Annotated in this window: 16 protein-coding genes; 9 read left to right on the plus strand and 7 right to left on the minus strand. The window is 61.8% G+C overall.

Annotated elements, in window-relative coordinates; genetic code table 11:
* Positions 1–68 precede the first annotated feature (68 nt).
* The 3 genes from mscK to FHR87_RS06435 all read right to left on the minus strand — a co-directional run bounded on the left by mscK (position 69) and on the right by FHR87_RS06435 (position 5,002).
* Entirely contained in the window at positions 69–3,365 is a 3,297-nt protein-coding gene (gene mscK / locus FHR87_RS06425; RefSeq protein ID WP_183165886.1) for a mechanosensitive channel MscK, read from the minus strand.
* 250 nt (positions 3,366–3,615) lie between these two features.
* Positions 3,616–3,822 (minus strand): 2-hydroxymuconate tautomerase family protein, encoded by a 207-nt coding sequence (locus FHR87_RS06430; protein ID WP_183165887.1) that lies wholly within the window; start codon positions 3,820–3,822, stop codon positions 3,616–3,618.
* Between the two features lies 1 nt (position 3,823).
* Positions 3,824–5,002, minus strand: coding sequence for a YbfB/YjiJ family MFS transporter (locus tag FHR87_RS06435; protein ID WP_183165888.1), 1,179 nt, complete (start codon positions 5,000–5,002; stop codon positions 3,824–3,826).
* Between the two features lie 99 nt (positions 5,003–5,101).
* On the opposite strand from FHR87_RS06435, the gene FHR87_RS06440 reads away from it, so the two are divergent.
* Together FHR87_RS06440 and FHR87_RS06445 are read left to right on the plus strand one after the other, a co-directional pair.
* A complete protein-coding gene (locus FHR87_RS06440; RefSeq protein WP_221189746.1) occupies positions 5,102–6,010 on the plus strand; it encodes a LysR family transcriptional regulator in 909 nt (302 codons plus the stop codon).
* A gap of 27 nt (positions 6,011–6,037) precedes the next feature.
* On the plus strand, positions 6,038–6,886 hold the full coding sequence (locus FHR87_RS06445; protein ID WP_183165889.1) for a 23S rRNA (adenine(2030)-N(6))-methyltransferase RlmJ: 849 nt from the start codon (positions 6,038–6,040) through the stop codon (positions 6,884–6,886).
* Between the two features lie 55 nt (positions 6,887–6,941).
* Here FHR87_RS06445 and FHR87_RS06450 read toward each other — a convergent pair whose 3' ends face one another.
* Entirely contained in the window at positions 6,942–7,916 is a 975-nt protein-coding gene (locus FHR87_RS06450; protein WP_183165890.1) for a serine/threonine protein kinase, read from the minus strand.
* A gap of 86 nt (positions 7,917–8,002) precedes the next feature.
* On the minus strand, positions 8,003–8,707 hold the full coding sequence (locus FHR87_RS06455) for a ComF family protein (protein ID WP_183165891.1): 705 nt from the start codon (positions 8,705–8,707) through the stop codon (positions 8,003–8,005).
* A 101-nt stretch (positions 8,708–8,808) separates the two neighbouring features.
* Between FHR87_RS06455 and bioB the strand changes: the two genes are divergently transcribed.
* The 7 genes from bioB to FHR87_RS06490 all read left to right on the plus strand — a co-directional run bounded on the left by bioB (position 8,809) and on the right by FHR87_RS06490 (position 15,701).
* Complete coding sequence (bioB, locus tag FHR87_RS06460; RefSeq protein ID WP_183165892.1) at positions 8,809–9,864, plus strand: biotin synthase BioB; 1,056 nt, start codon at positions 8,809–8,811, stop codon at positions 9,862–9,864.
* Positions 9,865–9,969: 105 nt separating this feature from the next.
* Positions 9,970–11,151: an 8-amino-7-oxononanoate synthase gene (gene bioF, locus FHR87_RS06465; RefSeq protein ID WP_183165925.1), complete on the plus strand. Its 1,182-nt coding sequence runs from the start codon at positions 9,970–9,972 to the stop codon at positions 11,149–11,151.
* Positions 11,144–11,863 (plus strand): alpha/beta fold hydrolase, encoded by a 720-nt coding sequence (locus FHR87_RS06470; protein WP_183165893.1) that lies wholly within the window; start codon positions 11,144–11,146, stop codon positions 11,861–11,863. Before bioF ends, FHR87_RS06470 begins: the two co-directional genes overlap by 8 nt.
* A complete protein-coding gene (gene bioC / locus FHR87_RS06475) occupies positions 11,860–12,642 on the plus strand; it encodes a malonyl-ACP O-methyltransferase BioC (RefSeq protein ID WP_183165894.1) in 783 nt (260 codons plus the stop codon). Before FHR87_RS06470 ends, bioC begins: the two co-directional genes overlap by 4 nt.
* A gap of 1 nt (position 12,643) precedes the next feature.
* Positions 12,644–13,348, plus strand: coding sequence for a dethiobiotin synthase (gene bioD, locus FHR87_RS06480; RefSeq protein WP_183165895.1), 705 nt, complete (start codon positions 12,644–12,646; stop codon positions 13,346–13,348).
* Between the two features lie 78 nt (positions 13,349–13,426).
* Entirely contained in the window at positions 13,427–15,232 is a 1,806-nt protein-coding gene (locus tag FHR87_RS06485; protein ID WP_183165926.1) for an acyl-CoA dehydrogenase C-terminal domain-containing protein, read from the plus strand.
* A 46-nt stretch (positions 15,233–15,278) separates the two neighbouring features.
* Entirely contained in the window at positions 15,279–15,701 is a 423-nt protein-coding gene (locus FHR87_RS06490; RefSeq protein ID WP_183165896.1) for a heme-binding protein, read from the plus strand.
* Between the two features lie 313 nt (positions 15,702–16,014).
* On the opposite strand, the gene FHR87_RS06495 is transcribed toward FHR87_RS06490, so the two are convergent.
* Together FHR87_RS06495 and FHR87_RS06500 are read right to left on the minus strand one after the other, a co-directional pair.
* A complete protein-coding gene (locus FHR87_RS06495) occupies positions 16,015–17,973 on the minus strand; it encodes a PhoX family protein (RefSeq protein WP_183165897.1) in 1,959 nt (652 codons plus the stop codon).
* A gap of 192 nt (positions 17,974–18,165) precedes the next feature.
* Positions 18,166–18,450: a hypothetical protein gene (locus FHR87_RS06500; protein WP_183165898.1), complete on the minus strand. Its 285-nt coding sequence runs from the start codon at positions 18,448–18,450 to the stop codon at positions 18,166–18,168.
* Positions 18,451–18,619: the final 169 nt, after the last annotated feature.

The raw sequence follows: 18,619 nt of genomic DNA on the forward strand, positions 1-18,619 counted from the left end.
GCGTGCCTGGGCGGGCCAGGCACTAAGTTGGAGGCCATGGAGCCATGGCCGTTCCTCGCGCTGGCCGGTTACGGCAGTTTAGGCGCTTGAGTAGGCGCTTGAGGTGGAATAGCGGTCGGGCCTTTCTCTGGCTCTGCAGATTCTGAGGTGAGTTCCATCTGATGTCCTGTGCCATTGGTTAGGGTAATGTTGGTCTGGCGCGCGGCAAGCAGGATGCCGTGCTCGCTGAACTGCCGGTCGATGGCCGCACTGATTTCATCGACCACGGCCTGACGGTCACCCAATTCACGTACCAACAGACGCAGCTCGTGGATAACGGCATATTCACCGAAATTGATGAAGGCGACAGAAGGTGCCGGATCGTTCATCACGCGTGAATTGTCCTTGGCCACTTGCAGGATCAGCTTGCGTACCAGAGCCAGATCCGAATTGTAGGCCACGCCTATCTGCATGGTGACACGTGTCACCGTATCGCTCAGGGTCCAGTTGAGCAGTTGACTGGTGATGAAAGCCTTGTTCGGTACGATGATTTCCTTGCGGTCGGCATCGGTAATGGTGGTTGCGCGAATGCGAATTTTGGTGACCGTACCCGTAAGATTATTGATGGTCACTAGATCGCCGATCCGCACCGGCCGCTCGAACAGGATGATCAGACCGGAGACGAAGTTGGCAAATATCTCCTGCAAACCGAAGCCAAGACCTACCGACAGCGCTGCCACCAGCCATTGCAACTGATCCCAGCGCACTCCGACGGCAGACAGCGTGCTGGTGATGCCAAGCGCGATGAGAATGTAGGTCAGCAGCGTGCTGGTCGCGTAGGCGCTGCCCTGGGTCAGTTTGAGTCGCGACAGAATGAAGACTTCGAACAGGCTGGGCAGGTTGCGTGCCAGGACGATTGAAATGCCGCCGATCAGCAGGGCGCTGAGCACATCCTTCAAGCTGATCGACGTCATGTTCGCGCCGCTGCCCGCCTGATACAGGATGAAGTTGTCCAGATAGGACACCACTGAGATCACATCGGACCACACCCAGTAGAGCATCACAAAGAACAGGCCGAACAGGGTGATGCGCATCAGCCGCAGCGATTGCTGGTTGAGCTGCTCGATATTGATGGCCGGCTCTTCGATTTTGATTTCGCTCTGGTCTTGACCTTCTTCGGCGAGCTTCTTGCGCCTGTCCATCATCCGCTTGTAGGCCAAGCGCCGGGCCGCCACGCTGAGGCTGCGCACCAGCATGGCTTCGATCAGGATCCAGACTAGAAGCAGGTACAACGTATCGGTCAGACGCCCGGTCAGACGCAGGGCCGTGTAGTAATAGCCCAGCCCTACGGTCAGCGCCAAGGCCAGAGGCAGCATGCTGAAAAGCAGGCCCAGGGCCTGGCGCGGCAGGGGGGCGTTATCGCTGTTCGGCCCTTTGAGCAGGATGCGCACCAGCCCCAGGCAGATCAGCAAATAGCAGACCAGCACTGTGATGATGCCCAGCACATCGTTATCCAACCCGGCGGGCTGATGCATGGCGAAGGTCACCACGGCAACCATGATCATGACGATGATGCCCAGGCGGCCGACTTCCCGGCGCAAGAAGGCCACTTGCTTCGGTGCCCAGCGGAAATGAACTTCTGCCATACGGGCGGGGCTGAGTATCTGGTAGGCGGTATAGAACACCAGCCAGGCTTGAGCCATCTGGAAGAAGGCTGCACTGAGGCTGACGTTTTGGCCGCGGCCATCCATTTCCAGGGCGAAACCACAAAGGGCCAGCGCCATTGCGCCCGGTAGGGCCAACAGGATATTGAGCAACAAGGCCAGCGGCGTGTGCAGCTGGGAATCCTTGTGGTAATGGCCAATGCTCTTGCCCATGGTATCCAGCTGATCGCCAATGGCCTTGCGCTTCCAAAGCATGGCGGCGATCAACACCAGCAGCGGCAGGAAGAACAGCGGCTGCTGCACGAGACCGGCACCCAATTGGGTCATCACATCCTTCCAGGGGATGCTGTCCAGTTGTGCCTGTAGTTGCTCGGGTAAGGTTTTGAACCAGCTCAGGGTCAACGGCTTGTTACTGGGAATCCAGAACATTTGCTCGTTGATGGTTTTGCTGATGGTCTGGGCTGTATCCTGCAGTTGTTTTTGATTGACCTGCAGGGTAACCGCTTCACTGAGCAGCGAGTTGAGCACCTGCTCCAGTTGCCGGAGCAGATCGCCGCGGCTTTGCAGCAGATCGAGCAGCCCCTGGCGTAGTTCGGGGGTATCTGTCCCGTCCGGCTGGCCCTGTAGCAACTGCCCGATATACGCTTGCGGATCGCTGTTTTTTTCCATCCGCTGGCTCAGATCGAACTGATACAGCCGCAGGTCGGCAATATAGTTGGTCAGGTTCGGATCCACCTCGATCTGTGGCAGCGCCTGCTGTTGCTGGATGAGGATCTTCGAAAGAACCTGGCTGCTGCTGAGTACGGAAATCTGTTCCTCAAGCGAGCGATCCGCCTGGTTCAGGTAATCGAGCTGTTGCTGAGTCTGCAGATTTTGCTGGGTCAGTTCGTTGAGCCGCTCGGTACCCCGTAGCAGATAGTTGGAAAGCTCCAGGTTTTCCGAGCTTGCCTTGGTCAGGATGGTATTGCTGGTCAGGTCTTCGGAGGCGGACGAACGGGAGATTTCCGCAACGGTCTGCTCGGACTGTTCCCGGCGCCTGTTATTGAGCTGCGTCTGTAGGGCCAGGGTTTCCTGCTGGGCACGGTTGACCTGTTCGTTGAGCAGATCCCGCCGGGCCTTGCCCAGATTGAGCATCTGGGTATTACCGGTCAGTTCCTGGCGGCGTAAGTCGATGGTGGCGCGCAAAGCGTCCTGCTCGGCTTTCAGGTTGGCGATGCGCTCCGGAGCAAGTGGCTGGCCGTTTTCCTTGTTGCTGTTGAGTATCCCTTCGATTTCCAGGGTGCGGGCCTGCTTGGTGCTGATTTCCGCCTGGGCTCGCTCCGGTCGGGTCTGGGCAGCGATGACCATACTGTTGGCATCGCTGATTGCCTTCTGCCACCCGGATAGATCTCGAACGCGGTCGGCAAGCCGCTGCTCCAGCTCGGGCACGGATAGGTTGGCGAAAGCTTTGCTCGGATCGAGCGCCGCAGTGGCGCGCAGACGAGCCAGTTCGCGTTCGGCTGTCCGGGTTTGCTGGGGCGCTGCCGCCAACTGTTCCTTCAGTTCGGCCAGGCTTTGCTGCCGGCTCTTGGCCTGGTCGAGCAGTGCCTTGGTCTGGTCGGCGAGACTTGTCTCGGAGGCCGGAGCGGGCTGCGCGGCCGTATTCGGCGCGGCTTGGATGAGTTGTGGAAGGGTGGTCAGGGCGATAAGTATGGCGAGCAGGACGTTACGCAAAGATGGCATTGGACTACGGGTCTACTGCTGATTGCGGGAGAGGCAGTCTAACAGGCTTGAGCTGTTGGACCAGATGCAACAGGATTATTCCGAGGGCCGACCCAGGGCATTAAACCCGGGGCCGGGCTACCAGCATCGAGAAATTTCAGGCCGATTTTCATTGGCTTTGCGGGACATTCCCGGCTTTGCCGGAGGCGATTGAGAGCCCCTCTTCCACTGGCGGGAGAAAGGAAGCCGCTGGTCGGATGTTCCGGCTGTTTCAGGGATTTTCCTGCAAGCGGCGTTGCGTAACCGGGATGCCGCCGATGCCCCAGTTATCCGTATCCACCTCATCGATTACCACTACGGTAGTTGCCGGATTCTTGCCCAGGACATCCACCAGTAACTGCGTGGCGCCTTCAATCAGGCGCTGCTTCTGCTCGGCGGTAGCGCCCTCGCGGGTGATTTTGATATTCACGTATGGCATTTCAGTCAATCCTCGTCTTGGGGGTGGAAGGTGTCAGCCAGGCCCAGAACCAGGCCCAGAGCAGGGCGCCGGCGCCGATGGCGAAACTCTGGGTCAGGTCGCCGCCATGGGCCAGCCAGAGCTCCGCCAGCCAGGGGCCGAGCAACTGAGCCACGCCGTACAGGGCGATCAGCGCGGCCGACAGGCGAATGCCCTGGTGCGGTTGCAGGTGCCGCGCCAGGCGCTGGGTCAGCAGGACGCTGCCGGCGAAGGTGCCGCCCACCAGCAAGGCACACAGCAGCACCCCGGTGTGTCCCGGCCACAGCAGGGGCGCGGCGGCGCCCAGCGCCTGTAAAGGGTAGCTGGCCGCCAGCGCACGGCGGTCGCCCAGGCGGGCTCCCAGGTGATTCCACAGTGGGATGCTGGCCAGGCAGGCGATCGCGGTCCATTGCCAGGCCCCGGTGATCAGCGGGTCGCCGGCGGGCAACAGTTGCCGGGCCAGGGTCGGTAGAAAGGTCATCGGCAAGATGTAGCCCAGGCCGGCACCGGCGTAGGCCAGAAAAAGCGGAATGCTGATCCGGTCGAACAGCGTTTCGGGTGCGGTGGCGACCCGGGCCGGAATGGTGATTTTCAGGCGTCCCAGTTGCCAACTGCTGAGGAGCGCCAGTGGCAGGGCCAGCGCCGCCATCGGCCACCAGCGCTGGGCGCTGTGTAACTGTTCGGTGGGTAGATTGGCCAGAACATTGGAAACGAGCAGGCCGATGGGAACGCCTAGGTAGACGAGGCCGCTGAGCCCGGCTCGCTGCCGCTGGGCCAGCCATTCCAGCACCAGTGCCGGCGCCATGACAAATACCAGGCCATTGCTGATGCCATTGGCCAGGCGTAGCCAAAGCAGCAGATCGTAGTCAGCGGTAAAGCCCTGGGCCAGGGTTAGCAAGGCATTCGTCAGCAGCGCCACCGGCAAGCCGATACGCAGGCGTGACGGACGGTGCATGACCAGCGCCAGCAAGGCGCCAAGCAGATAGCCGATATAGTTCCAGGTCGCCAGGCGCGCACCCTGTTCCAGATCGATCAGGCCATCGGCAATCAGGTAGGGCAGGAGCGGGGTAAAGGCGAAACGCCCGAGCGAATGCACTACGACCAGAGCCGTACTGCCGGCGAGCAGAGCAAGCGCGATTCTGAGCGGTGGCGTCGAGTTCATGTCAAGGTCCGTTTGAGGGCTTGATCCAACCTTAGCCGTTGCCTGTATGTGACCAGTAATGAAAAATAATGAACCTTGCTTTCACTATGAGTGAATAAGTTGTCCATTTCCTCCTGGCAACGCCTCAATCCGCAGTTGCTACGCTATTTTCTCGCGGTCAGCCGGGCCGGCTCCCTGAGCGAGGCTGCCAGGCAACTGCATTGCGTACCGTCGAATGTCTCGGCGCGGCTGCGGCAACTCGAAACGCAACTGGGCGTCGCGCTCTTGCAGCGTGGGGCGCAGCGGCTGAGCTTGACGCCAGCGGGGGAACGGTTGTTGCCGCACGCCCAGCAGTTGGAGCTGCTCTGCCAGGCGGCCTGGCGCAGTGTCCAGGACGATGGCTGGGCCGGCGAGTTGCGCTTTGGTTCGATGGAAGCCACGGCGGCGGTGCGCCTGCCGGAAGTGTTGGCGGCGTTCCATCGCGATGCACCGAACGTCAGCCTCAGCCTGATTACCGGTACCAGCCGGCATCTGCTCGACGAGGTGCTGGCCGGTCGGCTGGATGCTGCATTGGTCGGCGGTCCTTGCGAGCATCCGCAATTGCACAGCGAAACGATCTGGCATGAAGAACTGATGCTGGTCACGCCGGCCGGCGCGGTAGTGGAAACCCTGCTGCGCGAGCCGCTGACCCTGCTCGGTTTCCCCTCTGGCTGCCATTATCGCGAGCGTCTGGAGCGCTGGAGCGAGCGCCACGAATTGAAGGTCAAGGCTCGGCAAAGCTATGGTTCGATCGACGCAATCCTTGGCGGTATTGCCGTCGGCATGGGGATTGGCTTGCTGCCGCGCAGCCTGCTGGAGGCGCATCCACGCGGGCGGCTAGTCGTTTCCCGAGCGATTGAAAGCGATCTTGCCGCGGCGCCCACTTTGTTGATGCGCCGACACGATGTCCCGGCCCATCCGGCCCTGGAACATCTGCGCGAATTGCTGGGCCGACCGCTGCAATCGCTTGCGCGGGCTGCTAACGGCTAAAATGCGCGGCCTTCCAGGAGTCTTACGATGAACTATCGCCACGCCTTTCATGCTGGTAACCATGCCGATGTCCTCAAGCACCTGGTCCTGTCGCGGATATTGGCCCTGCTGGCGCGCAAGGACGCGCCCTATGCCTATCTCGACAGCCATGCCGGTACCGGGCTCTATGATCTGGCCGGCACGCAGGCCAGCCGTACCGGGGAATGGCTGCAAGGTATCGACCGGCTCTGGCAGGCAGACGCCGCACCGGCGTTGTTGACCGACTACCTGAATGCCGTGCGGGCATTTAATCCGGATGGCCGGTTGCGCTATTACCCTGGCTCGCCCGAATTGGCGCGCCGTCTGGCACGCCCGCAGGACCGCCTGCACCTGAACGAGAAGCACCCGGAGGATGGCGCGCTGCTCAAGGACAACATGCGCGGCGATCCGCGCGTTGCCGTGCATCTCGGCGAAGGTTGGCAAGTGCCGCGAGCCTTGTTGCCGACTGCCGAAAAGCGCGTGGTTCTACTGATCGACCCGCCGTTCGAGCAGGCCGATGAATTGTCGCGTTGTGTGCAAGCCTTGCAGGAGGCCATCGGTCGTATGCGCCAGACCATCGCGGTCATCTGGTACCCGATCAAGGACGAGCGCCAGCTCAAGCGGTTCTATCAGGATCTGGCCCGCTCCGGCGCACCCAAGCTATTGCGCGCCGAGCTGCTGGTGCATCCGGCCGACGCAGCCGAACGTCTGAACGGTTCGGGTCTGGTCATCGCCAATCCGCCGTGGGGCCTGGAGGATGAACTGGAATCGCTGTTGCCCTGGCTGGCCGGGCAGTTGGCCCAGAGCCAGGGCAACTGGCGGCTGGATTGGTTGATCGAAGAGCAAAAAAGCCGGTAACGGAGCTGAAAGCTGGGCGAAAAAGTCGAATTTGCGCCTTTTCGCCCAAATTTGGCTAAAAGAGCCGCAACGGTTCTTCGTCCAGTGCGGCCATTTGCTCGCGCAGGGTCAGGATCTGGTCGCCCCAATAGCGCTCGCTACCGAACCAGGGAAAGCTCTGCGGGAAGGCCGGGTCGTCCCAGCGCCGTGCCAGCCAGGCACTGTAATGCAGCAGGCGCAGAGCACGCAGTGGTTCGATCAGGCGCAACTGGCGGGCATCGAAATCGAAGAATTCCTGATAACCCTCCACCAGCTCGGCCAACTGGGCGAGCCGTTCCTGCCGCGAACCCGCCAGCATCATCCACAGATCCTGCATGGCCGGGCCGCTGCGGCAGTCGTCCAGATCGACCAGCAGCAGTTGCTCGTCGCGGCTGAGAATATTGCCCGGATGGCAATCACCGTGCAGGCGGATCGAGGCAAACGGCGTGCTGGCGAAGGCCGTCTCGACGCGCTCCAGCAGGTGCCTGGCCACCGACTCGTAGGCCGGGCGCAGGCTTTGCGGCACGAAGCCACCGTCGAGCAGAGTGGCCAGCGAAGCGTGACCGAAATTCTGTACGCCGAGCTGTTCTCGATGCCTGAATGGCTGGCTTGCGCCGATGGCATGCAGGCGCCCCAGCAACTGGCCGAAGCGAAACATCTGGTCCAGGTTGTCCGGCTCCGGTGCACGGCCGCCGCGCCGGGGGAACAGGGCGAAGCGAAAGCTTGCGTGCTCGAAGAGGGTTTCACCCTCCTGCACCAGTGGTGCGATGACTGGCACTTCGTGTCCGGCCAGCTCCAGGGTGAAGGCGTGCTCTTCGCGGATTGCCGCATCCGACCAGCGTTGCGGGCGATAGAATTTGGCGATCAGGGGTTGGCTGTCCTCGATGCCGACCTGGTAGACGCGATTCTCGTAGCTGTTCAGTGCCAGCACGCGGGCGTCGCTCAGGTGGCCAAGGCTTTCCACTGCATCCAGGACCAGATCGGGCGTAAGGGCGTCGAAGGGATGGCTCATGGTTGGCTCCGGATGGTTGGTTCTACAGTCTATCCTGAAGCCTGAAGCCTGAAGCCTGAAGCCTGAAGCCTGAAGCCTGAAGCTGCTCAATCTCCAGGCTTGGGGGTACGCGCCAGGCAATAGACATCCACTCGTTGCGCACCGGCCTGCTTGAGTACGCGGGCAATGGCCTCGGCAGTGGCACCGGTGGTGAGCACATCGTCCACCACGGCGATGTGCCGGTTTTCCAGCGTGTGGCCGGGAAGCAGGGCAAAGACCTGGCGTAGATTGCGGCGCCGGGCTACGGCGTCCAGTTGCTGCTGGGCCGGGGTTTCCCGGGTGCGCCGCAGCAGGTGCGGGTTGCAGGGAATACCCAGCATGCGGGCCAGCCAGTCGGCCAGCATTCCGGCCTGGTTGAAGCCGCGCTGCCGCAGGCGCTGGCGCGACAAGGGGACCGGCAGCAACATTTCCGGGCGCGTCAGTCCTTCACCGTAAGCATGTTCGAGGTGCTGTTGCAGTTGTTCGGCGAGGATGCGGCCGCTGGGCCAGTCGGCCCGGTGCTTGAAGCGGCCGATCAGGCTGTCGACCGGAAAGGCGAAGCGCCAGGGGGCTTGCACGTGGTCGAAGGTCGGTAGGCGTTTCAGGCATTCGCCGCAGATCTGGCCAGTGACCGGCAGGGGCAGGGCGCAGATCCGGCAATGAGCGCCAAGCCAGGGCAGTTCGAGTTCGCAAGCGGAGCAGATGGGCTGAGAGTCGCTGGGCTCGTCACAGAGTAGACAGGTCTGTTCTTTTTTTAACCACTTGTAAACCATGATTCCTTTCCTGGTTGACAGTGTTTGGAGGATTAGTTGACCATTCTTGCCCATCCTCTCCGAATATGTCACCGCACTGCGTACCAGCCCAAGGAATGCCCATGAGCGCCATTGCCGTTTCTTCCCTGCGTCACGACTGGACTCTTGCCGAAGTGCAAGCGCTCTTCGCGCAGCCGTTCAACGATCTGCTGTTCCAGGCGCAGACGGTCCATCGCCGGCATTTCGATCCCAATCGCGTGCAGGTTTCCACGCTGCTGTCGATCAAGACCGGTGCCTGTCCGGAGGACTGCAAATACTGCCCGCAATCGGGACACTACGATACCGAGCTGGAAAAGCAGAAACTGATGGAGGTGCAGCAGGTACTCGAAGCCGCAGCGGCGGCCAAGGCCATCGGCTCCACACGCTTCTGCATGGGCGCAGCCTGGAAGCATCCGTCGGCCAGGGATATGCCCTACGTGCTGGAAATGGTCAAAGGCGTGAAGGCGCTGGGCCTGGAAACCTGCATGACCCTCGGCAAGCTGTCCCGCGAGCAGACCCAGGCGCTGGCCCAGGCCGGGCTGGACTACTACAACCATAACCTGGACACCTCGCCGGAGTTCTACGGCAACATCATCACCACCCGCACCTACGCCGAGCGCCTGGAAACCCTGGCCCATGTGCGCGAGGCGGGCATGAAGATCTGTTCCGGCGGTATCCTCGGCATGGGCGAATCGGCCGATGACCGCGCGGGCCTTTTGATCGAACTGGCCAACCTGCCCGAGCATCCGGAGAGCGTGCCGATCAACATGCTGGTCAAGGTCAAGGGCACCCCGCTGGCTGAAGCTGAAGAGGTCGATCCGTTCGACTTCATCCGTACCCTGGCGGTGGCGCGGATCATGATGCCCAACTCCCATGTGCGTCTTTCCGCCGGACGCGAGCAGATGAGCGAGCAAATGCAGGCACTGGCCTTCTTCGCTGGCGCCAACTCCATCTTCTACGGCGAGAAGTTGCTGACCACCGGCAACCCGCAGGCGGACAAAGACCTGGCCTTGCTCAAACGTCTTGGCATCAAGCCGGAGGAGCGCGCCGGACACGACGACGAAGTGCATCAGGCGGCCATCGAACATGCACTGCGTGAGCAGCGCGATTCGAAATTGTTTTATAACGCGGCTGTTTGATTACCGCAGGTGGATGAGCAGCGTTCATCCACCCAGCATCAGGTTTGATTGTGTCGCGTGGATGACCTACTGCTGGTCATCCACGCTTTGAGTGTGCCCGATATCATGTCTTTCGATCTTGCTGTCCGTCTCGCCACCCGCCACGCCGAACATCTCTATCGCCAGCGCCCATTGCTGGAGAGCCCGCAAGGGCCGGAAGTGACGGTGGATGGCCAACACCTGCTGGCTTTCTGCTCCAATGACTACCTGGGCCTGGCCAATCATCCCGAGGTGATCCGCGCCCTGCGCCAGGGCGCGGCACGCTGGGGTGTCGGCGGTGGTGCTTCGCACCTGGTCTGCGGCCACAGTACGCCTCACCATGAATTGGAGGCGGCGCTGGCCGATTTCACCGGCCGACCACGCGCGCTGCTGTTTTCCACCGGCTACATGGCCAATCTCGCTGCCGTCACCGCGCTGGTCGGCCAGGGCGATACGGTGCTGGAGGATCGCCTCAACCATGCTTCTCTGCTGGATGCCGGGTTGCTCAGTGAGGCGCGGTTTTCCCGTTATCTGCACAACGATGCGGCCAGTCTGGCCGGGCGGCTGGAAAAAGCCACGGGCGCTACCCTGGTCGTCACTGATGGCGTATTCAGTATGGATGGCGATCTGGCCGACCTGCCGGCACTCTGCGCCGAAGCTCGCAGAAAGAACGCCTGGGTAATGGTGGATGATGCCCATGGCTTCGGCCCGCTGGGTGCGCACGGTGGGGGTATCGTCGAGCACTTCGGCCTGGGGCTGGATGCGGTGCCGGTACTGGTCGGCACCTTGGGCAAGGCGTTCGGCACCGCTGGTGCCTTCGTGGCCGGCAGTGAAGAACTGGTCGAGACGCTGATCCAGTTCGCCCGCCCCTACATCTATACCACCAGCCAGCCGCCGGCAGTCGCCTGTGCTACCTTGAAAAGCCTGGAGTTGCTACGCCACGAACACTGGCGGCGCGAACACCTGGCTCGGCTGATTGCGCGCTTTCGCCAGGGCGCAGCCGGGATCGGCCTGACCTTGCTGGACAGTCCGACGCCGATTCAGCCGCTCCTGATTGGCACCAGCGAGCGTACGTTGAAGCTTTCCGGCCTGTTGCGCGAGCGCGGTATTCTGGTCGGTGCGATCCGCCCACCCACCGTGCCGGCCGGCAGCGCACGGCTACGGATCACCCTCAGTGCTGCGCACAGCGAGGCGCAAATGGAACGTCTACTTGTCTGCCTGGACGAATGCTGGTCAATCCTGGCAAAGGAAGCCGATAGCGATGCGTGAACGTCTGATTCTGTTACCCGGCTGGGCTTTTGAACCGGCCGCACTGGACCCCCTGCGTGAATGCCTGATCCAGCAGGCACCCTGGCTGGATGTGGAGATCGCCCCATTGCCGGCGCTGTTGCAGGGCGATGCCTGGCTGGATGAGTTGCACCTGCGACTGAGCGAAGCGTCCTGGCTGGCCGGCTGGTCGCTCGGCGGCATGCTTGCTGCGCAATTGGCGGCACGGCGCGGGCACGCCTGCCGTGGTCTGATCACCCTGGGCAGCAACGCCAGTTTCCGTAGTCGCGATGGCTGGCCCACGGCGATGCCGGTCAAGGTGTTCAACGATTTCTGCCGGGCTTTTGAACTGGACCCCGAGGAAACCCTCAAGCGCTTCAGCCTGCTGTGCAGCCGGGGCGGCTTCGATCCCAAGACCCTTGGCCGACAGTTGCAGGTCATCATGCTCAACAAGCCGGCAGCGGTCCTGGCTGCCGGTCTGCAATTGCTGGAGCGGCTGGACAATCGTCATGCCTTGCAAAAGTACACCGGCCCGCAGCTGCATGTGTTCGCCGAACGCGACGTGCTGGTATCGCAGGCGGCTGCCGCTGCGCTGCGCAGCCTATTGCCGGCAGCGCAGGTCGAGATCGTTGCCGAAGCCAGCCACGGCCTGCCGCTGGAGCGGCCGGACGATGTCGCACAGCTCATGCTGGACTTTCTCGGGAGCCGGCGTTGAGGCGCCCGGAAAAGCACCAGGTCGCCGCTTCTTTCTCCCGTGCGGCAGCGAGCTATGACGGTGTCGCTGCGCTACAGCGCAAGGTGGGTAACGACCTGCTGCAGCGTCTGCCGGATGCGCTCAACGTACACCGCTGGCTGGATCTTGGCAGCGGCACCGGGCATTTTTCCCGACTTCTGGCGGCGCGGTTTCCGCTGGCAGACGGCCTCGCACTGGATCTCGCCGAAGGTATGCTGCGCCATGCCGCTCCTTTGGGGGGCGCACAGGCTTTCGTGGCTGGCGATGCCGAATGCCTGCCGTTGCAAGACGAGTGTTTCGAGCTGATTTTTTCCAGCCTGGCCTTGCAATGGTGCGCCGATTTCGCCGAAGTGCTGGCTGAAGCGGAGCGGGTGCTGCGCCCCGGCGGGGTTTTGGCTTTCAGTAGTCTTTGTGCCGGCACCTTGCAGGAGTTACGGGATAGCTGGCGGATGGTGGACAGCTTCACCCATGTCAATCGTTTTCGCGGATTCGACGAATACCAGCGGCTTTGCGCAGATAGCGGGCTGGAGCTGATCGCGCTGGAGTGCCGGCCCGAGGTGCTGTTCTTTCCCGATCTGCGCCAACTGACCCATGAGCTCAAGGTTCTGGGCGCTGGTAACCTGAATCCGGGGCGTCCGGATGGGCTCGCTGGACGCGCCCGGATTCAGGCACTGACCGCGGCCTATGACACTTACCGTTGCCCGGACGGCTTGCCGGCCACCTATCAGGTCATCTACGGACTGCTGCGCAAGGAGCGTTGACATGGCGCACGCCTTTTTTCTCACGGGCACCGATACCGAGATCGGCAAAACCACCATCGCCGCCGGGTTGTTGCATGCCGCACGCCGCCTGGGGCTTTCTACCGCTGCCAGCAAGCCGGTCGCTTCCGGTTGTGAACGGACGGATGACGGTTTGCGCAATGCCGATGCCCTGGCCTTACTGGGTGAATGTAGCTTGCCGCTGTCTTATGCACAGGTGAATCCTTTCGCCTTCGCCCCGGCGATTGCGCCGCATCTGGCGGCGCGCGAGGTGGGTATCGAGCTGCACGCCGACTCTCTGGCCGCAGCCGTGCAGCCGGTGCTGGCGCTGCAGGCGGATTTCACCGTGATCGAAGGCGCCGGCGGCTGGCGCGTGCCCTTGAGCGGCAACGCGAACTTGGCCGATCTGGCTATCGCGCTGGATTTGCCGGTGATTCTGGTGGTCGGTGTGCGCCTGGGTTGCATCAACCATGCGCTGTTGAGCGCCGAAGCGATCCTGCGCGATGGTTTGCCGCTGGCCGGCTGGGTGGCGAATCTCGTTGATCCCCGCACGGCGCGCCTGGACGATAATCTCGTTACCCTTGCCGAGCGCCTGCCAGCACCTTGCCTTGGGTGTGTACCGTATCTTGACCCGCCAACGCCCGCTCAGGTCGCGGTTCACCTGAAGCTGGAAGCATTGTTCGGCCAGGGTGATTCCCGGCTATTTTGAGCCTTTGCGGTCTCCATGCCAGGGCAGGGGCTGGTATAAAAGGCGTTGAATCAAGAATCCATCGGTGAGGTCAACGCTATGCCCGACTACAAGACGCCCCTGCGCGACATTCGTTTCGTGCGTGACGAACTGCTCGGTTACGCAGCGCATTACCAGAGCCTTCCCGGTTGCACAGAGGCCACATCGGACGTGGTTTCTGCGATTCTCGAAGAGGGCGCGAAGTTCTGCGAAAACGTCATCGCACCGCTCAATCGGATTGGCGATCTTGAAGGTTGTACCTGGAGCGCGGATGGCGTAACAACGCCCACCGGTTTCAAGGAGGCCTATCGCCAATATGTCGAAGGCGGCTGGCCGAGCCTCGCCCACGAGACGGAATATGGCGGCCAGGGGCTGCCGGAATCACTGGCCATGACCGTCAATGAGATGCTGGCCACGGCCAGTTGGGCCTGGAGCATGTATCCGGGATTGTCCCATGGCGCGATGAGCACTCTGCATGCCCATGGCACGCCCGAACAGAAAGCGGCTTACCTGAGCAAGCTGGTCTCTGGCCAATGGACCGGCACCATGTGTCTGACCGAAGCGCACTGCGGCTCCGACCTTGGCCTGTTGCGCACCAAGGCCGTGCCACAGGCCGATGGCAGCTACCGGATCGAGGGCACCAAGATTTTCATTTCCGCTGGTGAGCACGACATGGCCGAAAATATCGTGCATATCGTGCTGGCTCGTCTGCCGGATGCGCCCGCAGGAACCAAGGGCATTTCCTTGTTCATCGTGCCGAAATTCCTGCCGGGCACCGACGATGGGCTGGGCGAGCGCAATGCGGTGAACTGCGGTTCCCTCGAACACAAGATGGGCATCCATGGCAATGCCACCTGTGTGCTGAACTTCGATGGTGCCACGGGATTTCTGATCGGTCCGCCCAACAAGGGCCTCAATTGCATGTTCACGTTCATGAACGTTGCCCGCCTGGGTACGGCAATGCAGGGGCTGGCGCACGCCGAACTGGCTTTCCAGGGGGCGATCCGCTATGCCCGCGAGCGTCTGCAGATGCGTTCTTTGAGCGGCCCGAAAGCGCCGGATAAGCCGGCTGATCCGATCATCGTGCATCCTGATGTACGGCGCATGCTGCTGACCATGAAAGCCTTCGCCGAAGGCAACCGGGCGCTGTTCTATTATGCCGCCAAGCTGGTGGACGTGGTCCAGCACAGCCAGGATGAGGCGCAGTGCGAGCAGGCCGACTCGCTGCTGGCCTTCATCACCCCGATCGCCAAGGCCTTCATGACTGAAACCGGCTTCGAGGCGGCCAACCACGGAGTGCAGGTTTTCGGCGGGCATGGTTACATCGCCGAGCATGGCATGGAGCAGAACGTGCGCGACAGCCGGATATCCTGCCTGTACGAAGGCACCACCGGCATCCAGTCGCTGGATCTTCTGGGGCGCAAGGTATTGATGAGCCAGGGTGAGCTGCTCAAGGGCTTCACCAAGGTCGTGCACAAGTTCTGTCAGGCAAATGAAAGTGATGCCGTACTCAAGGAATTCATCGAGCCGCTGGCCAGGCTGAACAAGGAGTGGGGCGAAAGCACCATGAAGATCGGCATGGCGGCGATGCAGGACCGTGAAGAGGTCGGCGCCGCTGCGGTGGATTACCTGATGTATTCCGGCTATATCTGCCTGGCCTACTTCTGGGCCGACATGGCGCGGGTCGCGGCTGGAAAACTGGCTGCCGGCACCGCTGAAGAAGGCTTCTACAAAGCCAAGCTGCAGACCGCGCGGTTTTATTACCAGCGCATCCTGCCGCGCACCCGTGCGCACCTGGAAGCCATGCTGTCCGGCGCTGATTCCCTGATGGACATGGCCGAGGCGGATTTTTCCCTCGGCTATTGATCTGCCCCCGGAGCCGGGCCGATCCCTTAATCAAACTGGAGTGTCCATGAAAACGAAAGCTGTCCTTAGCCTGACCGATGTTGAAATCATACTGGCGGCAGCCCGTGCCGAAGCCGAAGGCAACCAGTGGGCGGTGAGTATCGCTGTGGTGGACGATGGCGGACATCTGCTAGGTCTGTTGCGGCTGGACGATGCCACGCCAACCACGGCCTATGTCGCCCCGGAGAAAGCACGTTGTGCCGCTCTGGGTCGCCGGGAATCGAAGCGTTTCGAAGAGATTATCAACAATGGCCGCACGGCCTTCCTGTCCATCCCCATGCTGCAAGGCATGCTCGAGGGTGGTATCCCGGTGGTTATCGACGGGCAGGTCGTCGGCGCGGTAGGGGTTTCCGGCGTGAAATCCAGCGATGACGCGCAGATCGCCAAGGCAGGAATCGCTGCACTGGTCGCTGCAGTGGAAACGCAGTGAGCCTCCTGTGTCAGCCGGACACGCATCCAGACTCGACCAAATAGTCAATGTCTTACATAAAATACGGTCATTGGCTGCTACAGCGCGGTCGCGTTCGCGCTTAACCTGACAGCGTTGAGACAAGCGATGCGCTGGAAGCGCTACAGACAACAGGGATCTCGCAAGGATAGGCGCCAGGATGGTGCATGCTCATGGATGGCGAAAATTCAGTCTGCAAAGCCCCGCGCAAGCGGGGTTTTTTTTGCATGGCGGGCCAGTGTCAGTGCCGGGCAGCGGGCGGAAGGTTCGCTGGCTTTGGTCAGCGAACCATGCCTCAGTTGCCGATCACACCGCCGTCGTTTTTGGTGATCAGCACGGTGGTCGAGCGTGGGCGCGTCTTGCCGTCGCTGGCCGGGTAGCTCAGCTTGGGGTGCTGGATGTTGATCCACATGGAGGTGTAATCCGGCGTCCAGGTGATGCCGGTGATCTCGCAACCACGCGGACCGACCAGAAAGCGGCGGACCTCGCGGGTCTTTGGATCGGCGCACAGCAGTTGGTTGCAGCCCATGCTTTGCATCAGTTCGGGGGCTTGCTCGGCATCGGTCTCGATCCACAGGCGCCCGGCACCGTCGAAGGCCAGGCCGTCAGGCGAGGAGAAGATGTCGCCGTCGATGGTGCCGATCAGGTTGGCCGGGACCGGTTGGCCACTGGCGTTTCTGGCGCCCGGGTGCTCGCCGGCGAGCAGGAAGATTTCCCACTGGAATTCGGTGGCAGTGGGGTCACCGTCCTTCTCGTTCCAGCGGACGATATGCCCGTGCAGGTTGCCCGGGCGCAAGTTGGCCGCGTTGACCGGCTGTTTGTCGCCACGGTCGTCGTTGTTGGTGAGACTGATGTAGACCTCACGCGTCTCGGGATGCACGGCGACCCATTCCGGGCGATCCATCGGCGTGGCGCCGGCCATATCCGCTGCGGCGCGAGCGTTGAGCAGGACGTGCGCCTGGCTGGGAAAGCCGTTCTCGGCGGTCAGGCTGTTCTGCCCATGGACCAGCGCCAGCCACTGGCCGGAGCCGTCGGCATCGAAACGCGCGACATAGAGCGTGCCCGCGTCCAGCAGATCGCGGCTGGCCAGGGGATTGGCGGCGTCGAAGCGCCCGGACGGGACGAATTTGTAGACATATTCGCCCTTGGTATCGTCACCCGAGTAATAGGCCATGCGCCCATCCTGCCCCATGGACAGCACCGCGCATTCGCGGCAGAAACGACCAAAGGCCGTGCGCTTGACCGGCTGGCTGGCCGGATCGAACGGGTCGACCTCCACCACCCAGCCAAAGCGGTGTGGTTCCTGGGCATGGCCAGCATAGGGTTGATCGGCAACCGGGGTGACATCGAACCGCGGATCGGCAGTTTCCCAGGCGTACAGCAGGCTGCTGGCCTTGTTGGAAATGCCATAGCGTTGGTGCGAGACGCGCTGCGCATAATCGACGTTGTCGCGGTTGAGAAAGTAGTAGTGCCAGTTTTCCTCGCACATCAGATAGGTACCCCAGGGCGTGATGCCGCTGGAGCAATTATTGAGCGTACCCAGCACCTCGCACCCGCTGGCATCGGAGGCGGTTTTCATCAACTCATGGCCAGCCAGCGGCCCGGAAATACGGATAGGCGTCAGCGCAGAAAGACGACGGTTATAGGGTGACGGCAGGACGCGCTGCCACTGGCCCTGGGCATCCTTGCGAATCTCGATGACGCTCAGGCCATGGGCCGCCTGTTCCTTGCGCACTTCCTCCAGCGGTCGTTTGCCGTCGACGAAATTGAGCCCGTTGGTGTGCAGCGTCGGGTTGATGTACTCATGGTTGATCACCAGCAAGCCATGTTCGTTGGGCGCATCCGGGAATGGAAAATAGTGCATGCCGTCGTGGTTATCGCCGGATTGCTTGAGCTGCGCCTGCCAGTCGTCGCTGGCGTCGGGCTGCCATGGCGGGGCATCGGCCAGCACGGCATCACCCCAGGAAAAGAACGGTCGGGCCTGATAGCCGGGGGCGATGTCTACCCGATCGAAATCTTGCGCGGTCTGCAGCGGTACGCCGGAGAAGCCGAGCAGCGGCGAAGTATCTGCCCTGGCGTAGGTTACCGGTCCGCCGGAAAGAAAGCCGACGGCGGCAAGCGCGAGACTGCCTTTGAGCAGATCACGTCGGCCGTGGTCGACTACTTGCTCCAGCGCAGCGTTGCCACTGGGGTTGATCGACTGCTCATCAAGTGCTTTCAGTTCGGTATGAAAGTCTGTGAAATCCTGCTTCATGGGTGTTCTCGAACGTATCCTGTCATTCGTTTATCGGCGTGCTACGCGCAAGATCATGGCCGGCAGGGCGGTAGCAGGCACGATCAAGTGCTGGCTTGCACTATGACTGCCGTTTGGTTGCAGTTGGATGACATTTACTGGTCAAAAAGCGGATGCGCCATGTGACCGACTGCCTGAGCATTTCGAGGGGATTCAATTTGTCGGCAAGCGCGGATCTTCTTCTGTTTCGTTCGCTTGGGAGGGGGTGCCGCTCAGCGGCATCAGGTTCTTTTCTTCATAGACGAAGCGTCCTTGCTCGTCGGCGCGGGTGCAGATCCAGGCGCTGGCCTTGACCAGATAGAGCTTGCGAGTCGACAGCTCACGGACCACTCGGCCTGCTTCGACCTTCTTTTCCAGCTCGACTACCGAACCGGCCGCATGCTGCTTGAGGCTGACCAGTGTCATTGCCAGGTCACCAGGACTGAATCGATGGCTCATGTCGGGTCTCCCGTTCGTCTCGACTGTAGACTGCGGGCCCGGTGCTGTGTTCTGGATCGACGAAAACCTCGACTTGTACCGTACGCTTGTGCGCGTCCTGTTGTAGGGCGATGTGTCTATGCGGATTACACGCTGTCGCGGCAGCAGGCCGCCGCTGTTGCGAAAACCC

The organism is Azomonas macrocytogenes, assembly GCF_014191985.1.
GTDB lineage: Bacteria > Pseudomonadota > Gammaproteobacteria > Pseudomonadales > Pseudomonadaceae > Azomonas > Azomonas macrocytogenes.